The 12,434-nt window shown below is 52.7% G+C and carries 15 protein-coding genes; 7 read left to right on the top strand and 8 right to left on the bottom strand.

The features are described from left to right. Positions 1-133: 133 nt before the first annotated feature. On the bottom strand, positions 134-814 hold the full coding sequence (locus tag ACR0LW_RS05695; RefSeq protein ID WP_480881875.1) for an IS6 family transposase: 681 nt from the start codon (positions 812-814) through the stop codon (positions 134-136). A 463-nt stretch (positions 815-1,277) separates the two neighbouring features. On the opposite strand from ACR0LW_RS05695, the gene ACR0LW_RS05690 reads away from it, so the two are divergent. The 3 genes from ACR0LW_RS05690 to ACR0LW_RS05680 all read left to right on the top strand — a co-directional run bounded on the left by ACR0LW_RS05690 (position 1,278) and on the right by ACR0LW_RS05680 (position 3,827). Then, the gene (locus ACR0LW_RS05690) at positions 1,278-1,676 is read left to right on the top strand and encodes a MerR family transcriptional regulator (RefSeq protein WP_480881874.1); all 399 of its coding nucleotides are present in this window, start codon (positions 1,278-1,280) and stop codon (positions 1,674-1,676) included. A gap of 154 nt (positions 1,677-1,830) precedes the next feature. Further along, on the top strand, positions 1,831-3,183 hold the full coding sequence (locus ACR0LW_RS05685) for a sensor histidine kinase (RefSeq protein ID WP_170517311.1): 1,353 nt from the start codon (positions 1,831-1,833) through the stop codon (positions 3,181-3,183). Next, complete coding sequence (locus ACR0LW_RS05680) at positions 3,180-3,827, top strand: response regulator (RefSeq protein WP_480881873.1); 648 nt, start codon at positions 3,180-3,182, stop codon at positions 3,825-3,827. The genes ACR0LW_RS05685 and ACR0LW_RS05680 overlap by 4 nt, the downstream gene beginning before the upstream one ends. Before the next feature lie 75 nt (positions 3,828-3,902). Here the strand turns inward: ACR0LW_RS05680 and ACR0LW_RS05675 are convergent, their stop codons facing one another. From ACR0LW_RS05675 to ACR0LW_RS05660, 4 genes are all read right to left on the bottom strand, one after another. After that, positions 3,903-4,700: a hypothetical protein gene (locus ACR0LW_RS05675; protein WP_480881872.1), complete on the bottom strand. Its 798-nt coding sequence runs from the start codon at positions 4,698-4,700 to the stop codon at positions 3,903-3,905. A 158-nt stretch (positions 4,701-4,858) separates the two neighbouring features. Continuing rightward, a complete protein-coding gene (locus tag ACR0LW_RS05670; protein ID WP_480881871.1) occupies positions 4,859-5,740 on the bottom strand; it encodes a cation diffusion facilitator family transporter in 882 nt (293 codons plus the stop codon). 165 nt (positions 5,741-5,905) lie between these two features. Beyond that, on the bottom strand, positions 5,906-6,814 hold the full coding sequence (locus ACR0LW_RS05665; protein WP_480881982.1) for a cytochrome c: 909 nt from the start codon (positions 6,812-6,814) through the stop codon (positions 5,906-5,908). Positions 6,815-6,827: 13 nt separating this feature from the next. After that, positions 6,828-7,292, bottom strand: a complete 465-nt coding sequence (locus ACR0LW_RS05660; protein ID WP_480881870.1) for a c-type cytochrome — start codon at positions 7,290-7,292, stop codon at positions 6,828-6,830. A gap of 88 nt (positions 7,293-7,380) precedes the next feature. On the opposite strand from ACR0LW_RS05660, the gene ACR0LW_RS05655 reads away from it, so the two are divergent. From ACR0LW_RS05655 to ACR0LW_RS05645, 3 genes are all read left to right on the top strand, one after another. Next, entirely contained in the window at positions 7,381-8,226 is an 846-nt protein-coding gene (locus tag ACR0LW_RS05655; RefSeq protein WP_480881869.1) for a LysR family transcriptional regulator, read from the top strand. Between the two features lie 221 nt (positions 8,227-8,447). Then, entirely contained in the window at positions 8,448-9,038 is a 591-nt protein-coding gene (locus tag ACR0LW_RS05650; protein ID WP_480881868.1) for a Crp/Fnr family transcriptional regulator, read from the top strand. Positions 9,039-9,110: 72 nt separating this feature from the next. Next, on the top strand, positions 9,111-9,308 hold the full coding sequence (locus tag ACR0LW_RS05645) for a YgaP family membrane protein (RefSeq protein ID WP_480881867.1): 198 nt from the start codon (positions 9,111-9,113) through the stop codon (positions 9,306-9,308). 435 nt (positions 9,309-9,743) lie between these two features. Here the strand turns inward: ACR0LW_RS05645 and ACR0LW_RS05640 are convergent, their stop codons facing one another. The 3 genes from ACR0LW_RS05640 to ACR0LW_RS05630 form a co-directional block, all read right to left on the bottom strand. After that, on the bottom strand, positions 9,744-10,280 hold the full coding sequence (locus ACR0LW_RS05640) for a hypothetical protein (protein WP_480881866.1): 537 nt from the start codon (positions 10,278-10,280) through the stop codon (positions 9,744-9,746). Then, the gene (locus tag ACR0LW_RS05635; RefSeq protein ID WP_480881865.1) at positions 10,264-11,034 is read right to left on the bottom strand and encodes a hypothetical protein; all 771 of its coding nucleotides are present in this window, start codon (positions 11,032-11,034) and stop codon (positions 10,264-10,266) included. The genes ACR0LW_RS05640 and ACR0LW_RS05635 overlap by 17 nt, the downstream gene beginning before the upstream one ends. Before the next feature lie 74 nt (positions 11,035-11,108). Further along, the gene (locus ACR0LW_RS05630) at positions 11,109-11,624 is read right to left on the bottom strand and encodes a DUF805 domain-containing protein (RefSeq protein WP_480881864.1); all 516 of its coding nucleotides are present in this window, start codon (positions 11,622-11,624) and stop codon (positions 11,109-11,111) included. Positions 11,625-12,017: 393 nt separating this feature from the next. Between ACR0LW_RS05630 and ACR0LW_RS05625 the strand changes: the two genes are divergently transcribed. Beyond that, entirely contained in the window at positions 12,018-12,317 is a 300-nt protein-coding gene (locus tag ACR0LW_RS05625; protein WP_480881863.1) for a hypothetical protein, read from the top strand. Positions 12,318-12,434: the final 117 nt, after the last annotated feature.

Here is a 12,434-nt window from a genome sequence, read left to right as displayed (position 1 = left end):
GCAGCGTATTGGGAGCACAGACCAGTAATTAAGGATAGCGTGGCAGCCATTCTAAGTGTTTGCGAAACATCCTCGGGTTTGGATCTGTTGCGAAGTTTCTGACTGAACAAAGAGCTGACACCGAACCCACGGCTTATGCTGCCAGTTCTGCAAATTGACGAAATGGACAGAGTCCGGGCGTGATTTGACCTTTACGGATCATGTGCGTCACTTCGATTCCGTCCAGTGTAGCAGCCGCTGAAGCAAAGGCCTTAAACCCTAGCATCGGTCGCGTGCGCCTCTTGATGAAGCGATGGTCCTGTTCCACGATGTTATTCAAATACTTCCGCCTCACCATCTCAATAGAGATCGGGCAACCAAACCCCTTCAGCATTTTGTTAATGGCTTTAATGCCGGCTGTGTTCGCACCGCTCTTGTCGATGACGATCTTTCGTGGAAGGCCATTGCATTCAAGCATTCGAGCGAAGAATTTCGTAGCGGCAAGTTTGTTCCGACGTCCTGAAAGCATGAAATCCAGTGTCTTGCCGTGTTTATCTACTGCTCGGTAGAGATAGACCCATGAACCTTTCACCCTGATGTAAGTTTCGTCCATCCGCCAGGAGCGGTCACACAGTCCCTTGCGCCTGCGCGCGACTTCGGCGATTGCACTAGCGTATTTTGTCACCCACCGGTTCAGCGTCGTGTGATCTACCGCAACGCCACGCTCAGACATGATTTCTTCTAGATCACGATACGACACGCCATATCGGACGTAGAAGAATACAGCAAAGAGGATCACATCCTTGGGGTATTGCGCGCCTTTGAAGGAGATCATGAGCCGGCTTTCGACTAGTTGGGACTGAAAGCCATCCACATGCTAATCTCAAGCGCGTCAACAGCCAAAACTTTGCAACAGAGCCCACGATAACCCATGCCAGCGCGGTGATCGCTGAGCTTCCACCAAGCCACCATTTCAGATTTTCCAACGTCCCGTTTCGATGCGCTACGATCCATGAAACCGCGACCAGCGCTGTTGAGATGGCGAGAACATAGTAGCTCGCCACCGCTATTTTTCCGAACATCGCCAACCAACTGCCACCCAAGCCGAGCAACATCATGGCCATTGGAAGAACACAGCATGTCGCGACCCCCAGAGCGGAAACCGATCCCAGGTAGCTGAGACTCACATATTTCTTCATCTTTCGCTCCCTGGATACTCCATTTGACTGTGTTGAGGCATCGACGCTGACAGCGTATAACTTCTGTAGCAACTACAGGATCAAGAGAGAGTACTTCACGTGATTGCGATAGGTGAGGCTTCCCGCCTAAGCGGAGTCGGAATAGAAGCCATCCGCTACTACGAACGCGAAGGTATCGTACCGAGACCCGCGCGAGCTCTGAACAATCGTCGCCTCTATTCAGCAAATGATGTGGGTAGACTTCGGTTTTTGAAGAAATCCCGCGACCTGGGGTTTCCTCTATCTGACGCAAAGGCGCTTTTGGAGCTGTCAGAAGGAAGTACCGAAGACTGCCGGTCAGTGAAAGAACTGGCCGTTGCACACATTGCCAGCGTTCGAAGCAAGATTGATGAGCTCAGACGTCTGGAGCGCGCCTTGAGTGAGCTTACGGCCAATTGTGATAGCGGAAACGTTCAATGCCCGATGCTGCAAAGACTGAGAACGATGGATGATATCTGACTCTGGCCGCCGGGCGGAATCACAGAGTCTGAGATTTAGCCAGATCGCGTCAGACCAAGGTCTGTGGTGCGGTAACAGATTGTAGTTCATAGTCGATTTCACGATGAGAGTGAAAGTACCTGACCTAACGATTGGCAATTGGTCGTTGTCGCGAGTGTTTCTTGCGGCCAGCATCGTTGTGATGGGCACTGCTACTGCAATCGTCGGGGTCTGGGTGTCAAATCGAATACAGAACGCAGTCGTGCAAAACTCCGCCAACTCCGCGGCACTGTATATGGAAAGCGTGGTTTCCCCGCTCAGCCAGGAATTGGCACATGGCGACCGACTTTCAGAGCAGGCGAGCCTGGCGCTGGACGAGATTTTTATGACCCAGCCAATGCGTGACCGAATCGTTTCCTACAAATTCTGGAAGCAAGGCGGTGTGATTGCGCATGCCTCGGATACAGACATCATTGGAAACCGTTTCAATCCAACGGATGACTTAAGGCGGGCGTGGAGCGGTGATATCTCCGGCTCTTTCGAAGAGCTTGATCATGCCGAGAGCGCCGCCGAGGCGGCATTGGGGATACCACTGCTTGAAGTTTACAGCCCCATCCGCGAACTCTGGTCCGGCGAAATCATTGCAGTTGCGGAGTTCTACGAAAGAGCTGATCAGCTTGAGTTAGACTTAGCCAAGGCCAGGCGAACAAGTTGGTTGGTCGTCGGTTCCGCATTTCTGGCAAGTACGATTGTTCTGTATTCCATCGTCGCAATTGGTGACAAAACAATTCGACGACAGGGGACTCTTCTTAAACAGCGCCTTACAGAAAGTGAGAGGATGGCCGAGCAGAATGCCCGGCTGCGGTCGCGTGTAGTCGAAGCGTCAGAAAGATATGCCACGCAAACAGATCGGTTCCTCAAAAAACTCGGTGCCGAGCTACATGATGGTCCTGCGCAATACATGTCGCTCGCCGCCCTTAGACTGGAGGCGGCGTTTTCCAAAGAGTCCGAAAGGCCTAAAGAGGCAGAAGAGATTCAGCAGTCTTTGCAAAAGTCTCTGACTGAAATTCGTGCGATATCACGAGGGCTGTCCGCGCCAGATATCGACAGCCTGTCACTCGTCGATGTTGTGAAAAGAGCCGTAGAGGATCACGCCGAACACAGCCCGTTGCGACCGGATGTTTCATTCCTGGGCAGCCAGGCCCCAGAGCTGTCATTGTCCGACAAGCTGTGCGTTTTTCGGTTCCTTCAGGAGACGCTTTCCAATGCCGCGAGATATGCTCCAGCTTCCAAGTGCACTGTTTTCTCTGAAGTGCAGAGCGACTGCATAGTTGTAAAGGTCAAAGACGACGGACCTGGATTTGATAGGTTAGAAGAAACCGCGTTGCGAGACGATGGTGGCCAGGGGCTCATGGGCTTGCGAGATCGGGTCGAGAGTATTGGTGGCAGGTTCGAAGTCGCATCGAAACCGGGCGAAGGCACCACCATTGCTATGACACTCTTTCCCAGAAAGTTAGGCACATCATGACTACATCTGTCGTAATAGCTGATGATCACCCGATATTCAGGGATGGTTTGCAACGCACGTTGGATGAAGCTGATGGTTTCGAAGTTTTGGCCGCTGGGTCCAACGCTGAAGAGGCAATATCGCTGGTCGACTCGCATCAGCCGAACATAGCCATTCTTGACCTCTCGATGCCCGGTGGCGGGATAAGAGCAACACGTGAAATTGTGGCGATGGAAAATCCACCCTTCATCGCAATCCTGACGGTCTCAGAGAACAGCAGCGACGTCGCAGACGCCTTGGAGGCGGGCGCGATTGGGTACATCGTGAAGGGAGTAACCGCGAGCGAACTAACCGCTTCCTTACACAGCATCGCCGCAGGAGAAGGGTTCGTTTCTCCGGGCTTGGCCTCGCGAGTATTGCTTCAAATCAACACTGACAGCAGCACCTCTAAGAACGGCAGCATTCTCGATGACCTTACGCATCGTGAGGAAGAAATACTTCGACGCGTGGCCAAAGGTCTGAGTAATCGTGAAATAGCAGATGGGTTAGACCTTCAGGAAAAGACCGTTAAGCACTACATGACCGCAATTCTATCCAAGCTTCATGCGCGCAATCGGGTAGAGGCAGCACTCATCGCCCATGATGTTTGGAACAAGGGAGACTAACTGCGGTTTCATTGACGACGATGGCGGCCCTCCACAGAGAGAAGCCGCCAACGGATATTCGACTGGTGCTGCTGTTCAGTTAGCAACCGCCTGTAGCCTCCGGCGATCAGAGGCCGTCGCGTTTCTCTCAACAACAGTCCGGTTGTACGGGTCTTTCAACTCGTAACGCCCAAACTCGATCTCCTCTTTCCAACCATTGGCGTAGTTCACTTCGATATTGTTGCCCTGGCGTTCGATTTTCGTGGGGCGACTTCCAGCAGTGCCGCCTTGCCCAGAAGAACTTACGTTGTCGATTGAGATGCCATTGGCCAAAGACCGAAGCCGCGAGACGTCAGCACCGGTCGCGGGGCGTTCCTCAACAGTTCGGTTCTGAGCATTCTTTCTCTCATACCGCCCGTTTTCGATCTCCTCCTTGGTTCCGTCGGCGTACCGCACTTCAATGCCGTTAGCGTTTGTTTCGACCTTCGTTATCCCAGCCGAACCCGACGGTTTGCCACCTGCGTGAGACCGATCCTTCTTTCCGCTGCCTTTGTTGGAGCGTTTGGAGTCATCATCGTCATCGTCATCATCGTCGTCGTCGCGACCACCTTTGCCCGATCCCGAATTGTCGTCCCGGTCATCATCTCTGTCGTCGTCGCGATCATCGTCTCTATCGTCATCCCGGTCATCGTCACGATCATCATCTCTGTCGTCGTCACGATCATCGTCGCGACCATCCCCGTCTTTTCCCTTGCCGCTTTTGGCAAAGGCATATGACGGTTCAAATTGTAGGCGACCATCGGCATCGAACACTGGCACATAAGGTGTCGCCGCGATCAACGAAGCCAACGCCGCAGTACTAAGAAGTTGACCCAGCTTTCTTTGTATTTTCATTTTCGCCTCCAAATTTGAGCATCACGATCAGCTACGTTGGAGACAGGTTACTTCTGGTTCGGCTTTCCCACATCGGGCTTAGGTCTGACGAATTTCAAGCCCAACGTCTTAGTCAGATCAGTCATACCAATAGAGTTTTGCTGAGCCATGTGACCAGTTCAGTGGGAAGTAACCCCGTCACCTTTCAACTCGTCATCAGGTTCGAGGTGAATGACAAAGACGGAACCTGGATACAAACGATCCAATTCTTCCTCAATGTCATTGCATATATCGTGCGCCGCGCTGACTGGCATTGTGCCGTCCACAACAAGATGAAACTCCACGAAGATGACATTCGCGGATCTGCGCCCTTTGAGGTCGTGGTACTCTAAGGCTGCGCCGAGATTTGCTTCGATTGCGTTGGAAACAGTCTGCAAGTCATGGTCCGAAAGCGTCACATCCATCAGGCCATCGACGGACGACCGAATAACTTTCCATCCCTCCCACAAGATGTTCAGTGCAACAAGAATTGCCAGGATCGGATCGAGGATCAGCCAGCCGGTGGCAAGCGCCAGTATCAGACCTGCGATGACACCAACTGAAGTCATGACATCCGTAAAAATGTGCCGGGAGCTCGCCTCCAATGCAGGCGAACCCTCCCGCCTCCCGATTTTGAGCAATAGGTAGGCCCATGCGCCATTCACACCCGTTGCAATGACATTGACGATGATGCCGAGCAGCGGCGCATCCTCCAGATGCGGGTTTGGGAGCGCCAGCACAGCTTCTCTGATGATCAAGAACGCCGCCAGCACAATCAGCACGCCCTCGACGACAGCGGAAAGATACTCGGCCTTTTTGTGACCAAACGGGTGGTTTTCATCAGGGGGTTTATTGGCAACCCGAACCGCAAAGTATGCCAGCAACGCCGCAACGACATTCACGGTGGATTCCATTGCGTCCGACAACAACGCGACCGAGCCTGTCAGCCACCAAGCCAACAGTTTTAGGGCCAGTACCGCAATGGATATCGGAATGGACCAAAGAGCGATCTTTTGTGTCATTTGGCCGCGACCCTCAGTCAATCATGAACAGAAACTCGGGTGATTGGTGAGCTCCGATTTTCAAAACGTAAAGCAGGTGTTTGGTGAAAAGGGAATAGGCCTCACAGCCTCCTACTGGCGACCGGCAACAGCATTTGGTCCCCGCAGCATGGCGCCGAACGACTGTTACTCGGATGGAAGCCCTGTCGACGAAACAGGAACAGCTTTGAGATAGGCGGCAATCGCCAAACGGTCCTCATCCGTGAGGCGCGATGTGTTCTCGATGACGTCCACCATCTCACCACCTGCGCTGTCATAATCCGGCGTGAAACCGGATTTCAGGTACTCGGCGATATCAGCCTCGGACCAATCAAGCTGGTCTGAGGTCAGGCCGGGGATACGTCCCTTTCCGCTGGGGTTTGGCGCTCCCGTCAACCAAAGGTTGCGCTTCATACCCCCTAAGCCGTTGCGTGGCGTATGGCATTCGGCGCAGTGACCCAACGCCTCCACCAGATACCGGCCTTGCCTTTGTTGGTTGGTCAGATCACCTTCGACCACCCAATCTGGCGAGGTGAACAAGAGCTTCCATACCCCCAATCCGCGCCGAACGTTGAAGGGAAAACCTACCTCATGCGCCGCATTTTCGGCTGAATCCTCTGGCAGAGTGCCGAGGAAGGCATGGAGCGAAACAACGTCCTCGTCCGACATGTTGGCGTAAGATGTATAAGGAAAAGCTGGAAAATAGTGCTGCCCTTCGGGTCCGGTTCCATGGATCAGGGCATTGGCCAGATCCAGGGCAGACCAGGACCCGATTCCATTGTTTGGGTCACTGGATATGTTGGGAGCAATGAATGTGCCGAAATCCGTCTCAAACCGACGACCACCAGCGAGTATGAGCTTGTCTTCACCGACCGCATCCGGCGCCGAATGACACGATGCGCATCCGGCGGCGTGGAACACGATTTCACCTCTGGCGATATCTGGGTTCAAACCGTCGAGTTGAGACTGATCCATTCTTTGCGGTCGGGTCAGCACTAAACCGGCCAACCCGACCACAAGTGCAACGAAAGCGGTGAAAAAGAAAAACCGCTTCACGGCTGTCTGCCATTTATTCTTTCGGTGCTCTGTAAGCTTTGTGACATGCCGAACAGCTTCCACCCAGGTCGCCCATCGCAGCTTTCAGGGCTTCAACATCTTGCCCTGCTGCAGCCTGCATCGCAACAGCGGCGTCTGCCATGGCCTGCCCTTTCGCACCAACGTCAGGGAAGTTTTCCCAGATTGCCGGAAGGGCCCGGGTCGATGGATCGGACACATTGTCAGATCCCTGGGGCCACATCGCGGATTGGTCGATCTGCGTTAGCACAACAAGGTTGTTTGCAGCCCGTGTTGCGGCCTCGGCATCATAATCTACCTCGCCTTTGGCCATGCCGCCAAGTGTACCAAGATTGAAGGCATAGAGCTGCATGATCGAGGTTCGAGCCTTCACAGCCGGGTTTTCACTTTCGTGGGCGATGGCTGTGCCAATTGCGGCCAATGACAAAAGTCCCGCTGCGAAGATTGAGAACTGCTTCATCATGATGTGTCTCCCTGTTCAATGCCCGAATGTTATCTTGAACGAATTTTCTTGTAATTGTTTGTTATTGGTCGTCTCCTGTTAATTTATGTACAACGAAAACTGGGACGACATTCGATACGCGCTGGCGGTAAGCAAATACGGCTCACTTAATGCAGCCGCAACGGCAATGGGCGTCACGCACGCCACAGTCTTGCGCAGGGTGGCCGCATTCGAGGAGAGAAATGGCTGCCGGATTTTCCAGAAAAATCCGTCGGGATATTCCGTTCTCCCCGAAGCCAGTGCGATCTTTTCGGCCATGGAAAGCGTTGAAGAAGCGGTGCTTTCGGTGGAGCGGGCAGTTGTCGGAGCAAATCGCTCCCCTATGGGTCACGTGCGCATTACATCGACTGATAGTCTTTGTCAGATTGTTCTCCCTAGAATACTGAACGAAATCTCACGCCTTTACCCAGGTTTGAACCTGACTCTGCTAAGCCAGAACAGCCACCATGATCTTTCCCGACTGACAGCAGACATTGCTGTGCGCCCTTCGATAAAGCTCGGGGAAGGGCTGATCGGGGAGCGTGCAGGAACGCTGTCCTTCGGTGTCTTTGACGATGGTTTCCCAAATCGCAAATGGATGAGGCTTGATGGGGCGTTAAGCCGTTCACTTCCTGCCAAATGGCTAAAGGCGAATGTGAGCGCCGACGAAATGACCAACGGAGCGGACAGTTTTCTGGTGCTACAACAGATGGCTGCGTCGGGAGCTGGTAAAACCTTTCTGCCGTCATTTTTTGGCGACGTGGATACCCGCCTTAAACGGTCACAGGACGTGAATCCTAAGATCGAGGTTGCGCTGTGGGTCGCAACATTAGAAGAAATCTCGCAAACTCCAAGGTTTGCTGTAGTTCAGAAGGCACTAGTCGAACTCCTATCGGAAGCGCTAGCTAAGTGATTTTGTGCAACTGAGACTTTCGAGTTCTATAATTTTTGACTTTCCAAATTTGCAAAGCCCTGTCGGAAACGTTCGCATTGGGCTACTCCAATCAATTATGATTGCTGCGGAGAAGGGCAAAACTGAGCCTAAACTGCACACGGGAAGAATCTAAGGCGATCCGGCTTGAATTGATCAATTCACAAGTTTCTAATCTTCGGGAATTTGGGAGATTTGGGAGAATGAGTATCCTCCGCAGTTTTGCCGCGCCACGGGGCGCAACAGTCTTTCAACCAGGTCAAGCATGTCCAGGCTTCGTCATTCTGTCAGAGGGATCAATTCGTGTAACGCTTACAGGCCCGAGCGGACGCGAAGTGGTCCTTTATCGTGTCACGCCGGGCGACGTATGCCTCCAGACTTTGTCATGCCTGATAAAGGACGAGGCCTACGGCGCCGAAGGTGTTGCAGAGACCGACTTGACCGGGCAACTCGTGCTAGCGCACGAGTTTCGAAACAAACTCGCCGAGGACGCTGAGTTCCGAGATATGATTATGTTGTCCGTTTCCTCGCGGTTTTCGGAGTACCAGCAGTTGATTGAAGATGTGGCGCTTACGAACTTCGATGCGCGGCTCGCCAAGGCGTTGATAAGGCTTGCGTCTTCAGACAGCAGGGTGAAGGCAACCCACTCCGAACTCGCAAGCGAAACAGCCTCAGGTCGCGCCTACGTTTCTCGCAGATTGGCGGAGTTCGCGAAAAAAGGCTGGGTAAAGCAGCATGAGGACGGCATAGCCATACTTGACCGCAAGGAACTGGAACATGTTGCCGCAGGTTAGCGGTGACTCTGTCACCGTCTGTCGACGACGCAAAAGGTTAGAATTGGGCATCAATCAACCAAGGAGGATTTAATGATGTCCAGAAATGAAGGAACACTTGATCGCTCACTGCGTATCATTCTCGGCCTTGTGCTGCTGTCTTTGATCTTTGTCGGCCCTCAGACGATGTGGGGGCTTATTGGCATCATCCCACTCATCACAGGTCTAGTTGGCGTTTGCCCGATCTACTCCGCTCTAGGGATCAAGACGTGCAGCGTGAAAACGAACTAATGGAAGCTGCAAATCTCGGTATTGGGGGCGACGTAACGCCCTCATAAATTCTCATGTTGAAGCCCAGTTCACCTTGGCGTTCTCGGTGCCAACTGGACCGAGGGCGATCTCAGAATCATGCGAACCTCGTAGGTCCGCTTCGGGCTGCGACCTGCCGAATGCAAGTGTAGCATGCCCTTGACTTTGAGTGGTAGGTTTGGGCTCTCCGCTGCCGTTCTCTGCGCCCCAGACAAGCGGCTGGAGGCAGCCCGAAGCGGACATTCGTAACAAGAATTTGCAATTTCCGAGACTGGGTGTAGGTGCGTTTAAACTGCTACATGTATAAGATTGATTTTATAAATTAATATGCTGAAACTTCGCCCAAAAGTTTGCATGCTACAGAGAACCCATCGAACAAACAGGCTCTCAGGCTTCTATACGGTGCCCAATTGCAGTTTACTCCCAATCACCAGCAGACGAGCGCCACGCTTTAGCTTCCGCGTCCCAAACACTGGCCGTAACGCAAGGCGCTGGGTTTATTCCGTCGCAATTGGATCCATGAATACCTGCCACAACAACGCGTTGGCGCCCAAATTCAACGACTGTCCAGCCTTGATTGAGCAAGGAGTGCACCTCTTCACCAACCCAAAAATGCGACATGCATCCGCCAGTTCCGCAATAAAGAGATGCGGCGCTTGAACACGCGAAACCAGACTCATTCAGAACCCAGTCGCGTCGTAGATCTCCGTCGAGATCGGCCCTCTCAACCGCACCCCAGTCTAAGTCAAACTGACCGTCGTTGAACTCCGCGCAGGCCTGTGCCGCCAGATCAACCTTCGCCTGCAAACCGGGCGGAAGTTGCGATACATCAGCCGCGACAGCTGGTGAGTTCCATACTAGACCAGAGACCAGCACAAACCTGGAAACTAAACCTTTCAATTGACGCACTATTTGGGAAGCTGTTTGGAAGGTGGCATCAATTGCACTGATCATATCTGTAGTCCCCGTATTCCAGCCAGTTTACCGAGCCTTCGCTAAAAATCAGAAACTCGGACCTGTCTTCCCCAAGCAGGGCGACGACAAATCCGGCGGGAGGCTCATAGTTTCCAAAGTAACTGTAGGCCGTCATGGCTCTGATCGACTTGCCGTTGACCGTTACTCGCGCGTCCCATTCTCCCTCCGGGTTGTCCAAAATTACCGGTTCGATGACACGCTCTACCGCTCCGCCACCACAATAGACGATGCCTTCTGGGGGTTCGTAGGAGGCCCCCTGGCTAGCACCTGAATCGCAGGCGGAGCGAAGGGATCGAATTGCCGCGCTGGAACCTTTCAAGTCAAAGATTCCGTAGCTGACATCTTGATCAATCATGGACAGGTTAACGGATGCATTGGCCGCGAGCTGTTCCAGTACAAAACCATAATCCTGCTGACTATTGAAACTGACCTCGACAGGATAATTGTCGACGATCTGCACGTCAGCGTTTCCTGCGCCAACCTGAAATGCCCCGACTTCGGTGGTGCCGTTCTTCAAAAATCGAATGGAGAGCCCCTGCTTTTCCACGATGTCCTGGCTATCCTCATACCCAGCCGGAGCAAAGCGGATACGATTACACTGAAGTTCCAGCGTCATGTTTCCGGTCTGAAAAAAAGCATTGGGGTTAGGCCCGGAGTTGAACGACCACTCCGCTGATGCCGTAGTCGACATAACCATCAGTAGCATTCCAATGGAAATCGATTTGAAACTCATTTTCTCTCTCCATGGTGTTGTGGTTCGTACTGTCATTCAGCCAGAGTTTCCGGCCCGTTACTCGGGCAACCAGGTTAGGAAACAGGTGCGCCGTATTCGTTTGCGCCTTCTTGGGAAGGTCGCGTCAGCCACCAGATCATCAGGATGGACAGAACCAATTGAAGAATTGAGACAACAACAATGCCGGTCACGCCCAGGACGGCCGCAGGTCCTCGCAATGCATCGGGGTTTTCGGTCCCTTGCTCCAATACCGAGAAGAACGCCACCCCACCCAGCATAACAAAAAGAGTTACAATGCTGAGCGCCATCGGCAGTAGCAAGTACCAGCCAGGTCGTCCTGTATCGTGCAGCCTCCGCCAACCGGCGGCCAGCATAGGTATGAGAACGGCCAGTTGGAAAACAGAGGACAAAACCCGTAATCCCTGCCCCGTTTCAGGGTTGGTCCCGAATAGGATCGTATCCAGCACAGCTAAAGCCGCACTCACGAGAACCACAAACAAGAAGAACCACCAGTATTCTGAGCGTATAGCCCGACCGGAAAACTGGAAGTATTTCGAGAAACACGTTTTAACGGCTTCACCAAATCCCATTTTTCAATCCTTTCTTAGTTTCTGTGCGGCCTCAGAACGCCTCGCGGACCCAAAAGCACGCCTTCGCCCTTCTGGGTTTTCCCGCCTTCTATTTTTGTTTGAACGCCAAAAACCTATCTTTCAAAAAGGTAGCGAAATTTACGCGCGGAAAAAATGTTGATTTATGAAAAATAAGATTCAAACATGCGAATTCGACTAAGCTTTATTTGACCCACGTTGTTATCGGCCCCGGCAATCAACTCGATATCGTTCCCCCGACCAATCCGTTGGCGACAAATCTTTGAGATAGGTAAGCACCGGATCGAGCTGTGCTCAATTGGCTGAGTAGAAGCGGACGCTTCAAAAAGGAGCATCCAATTTCACTAGATTCGATGGACCCTGATGGAGAAGAAAATGACCAAAAAGACAGTGATGATTGCAGGCACAACTTTGTTTGCATTGCTTGCGGCATGTGACGAAACGAGTACGTCTAGCGCGTCCGCCGAACCCACACCCGCTCAGCAGGCATGTTTGCGAGATGTGGCCAAAACCACGAGCAATTCGCAAGTGGTTGTGCTCTCGTCCGCGTTTAGCGAAGCTGGAACACAAGTCACTGTCGGCGTTGGTGAGGATCGTGCTCCTTGGAATTGTATTGCTTACACGGATGGTGCGACAGCTGGTATCGAGTTCCTGGGCGACGAAGGCGCACTGTAATCTGGTCGCTGTGTATCTCGAAAGCACCAGTCGTGATCAAATTTGAGTACCGGTAAGCTCAGACATTCAAACCTCGTAATAGGATTGGGTTTTAACATGCTCAATCATGCTAAGGTT

It is taken from the genome of Ruegeria sp. N4 (assembly GCF_056531425.1).
Note: the sequence above shows the minus strand (reverse complement) of the source record. Positions and strands in the feature narration are given on the sequence as shown.

What these genes read in the sequence shown, in the direction of transcription:
- ACR0LW_RS05695 (WP_480881875.1), bottom strand. Translation starts at nt 814, where the DNA reads ATGATCTCCTTCAAAGGCGCGCAATACCCCAAGGATGTGATCCTCTTT.
- ACR0LW_RS05680 (WP_480881873.1), top strand. Translation starts at nt 3,180, where the DNA reads ATGACTACATCTGTCGTAATAGCTGATGATCACCCGATATTCAGGGAT.
- ACR0LW_RS05675 (WP_480881872.1), bottom strand. Translation starts at nt 4,700, where the DNA reads ATGAAAATACAAAGAAAGCTGGGTCAACTTCTTAGTACTGCGGCGTTG.
- ACR0LW_RS05670 (WP_480881871.1), bottom strand. Translation starts at nt 5,740, where the DNA reads ATGACACAAAAGATCGCTCTTTGGTCCATTCCGATATCCATTGCGGTA.
- ACR0LW_RS05660 (WP_480881870.1), bottom strand. Translation starts at nt 7,292, where the DNA reads ATGAAGCAGTTCTCAATCTTCGCAGCGGGACTTTTGTCATTGGCCGCA.
- ACR0LW_RS05655 (WP_480881869.1), top strand. Translation starts at nt 7,381, where the DNA reads ATGTACAACGAAAACTGGGACGACATTCGATACGCGCTGGCGGTAAGC.
- ACR0LW_RS05650 (WP_480881868.1), top strand. Translation starts at nt 8,448, where the DNA reads ATGAGTATCCTCCGCAGTTTTGCCGCGCCACGGGGCGCAACAGTCTTT.
- ACR0LW_RS05645 (WP_480881867.1), top strand. Translation starts at nt 9,111, where the DNA reads ATGATGTCCAGAAATGAAGGAACACTTGATCGCTCACTGCGTATCATT.
- ACR0LW_RS05640 (WP_480881866.1), bottom strand. Translation starts at nt 10,280, where the DNA reads ATGATCAGTGCAATTGATGCCACCTTCCAAACAGCTTCCCAAATAGTG.
- ACR0LW_RS05635 (WP_480881865.1), bottom strand. Translation starts at nt 11,034, where the DNA reads ATGAGTTTCAAATCGATTTCCATTGGAATGCTACTGATGGTTATGTCG.
- ACR0LW_RS05630 (WP_480881864.1), bottom strand. Translation starts at nt 11,624, where the DNA reads ATGGGATTTGGTGAAGCCGTTAAAACGTGTTTCTCGAAATACTTCCAG.
- ACR0LW_RS05625 (WP_480881863.1), top strand. Translation starts at nt 12,018, where the DNA reads ATGACCAAAAAGACAGTGATGATTGCAGGCACAACTTTGTTTGCATTG.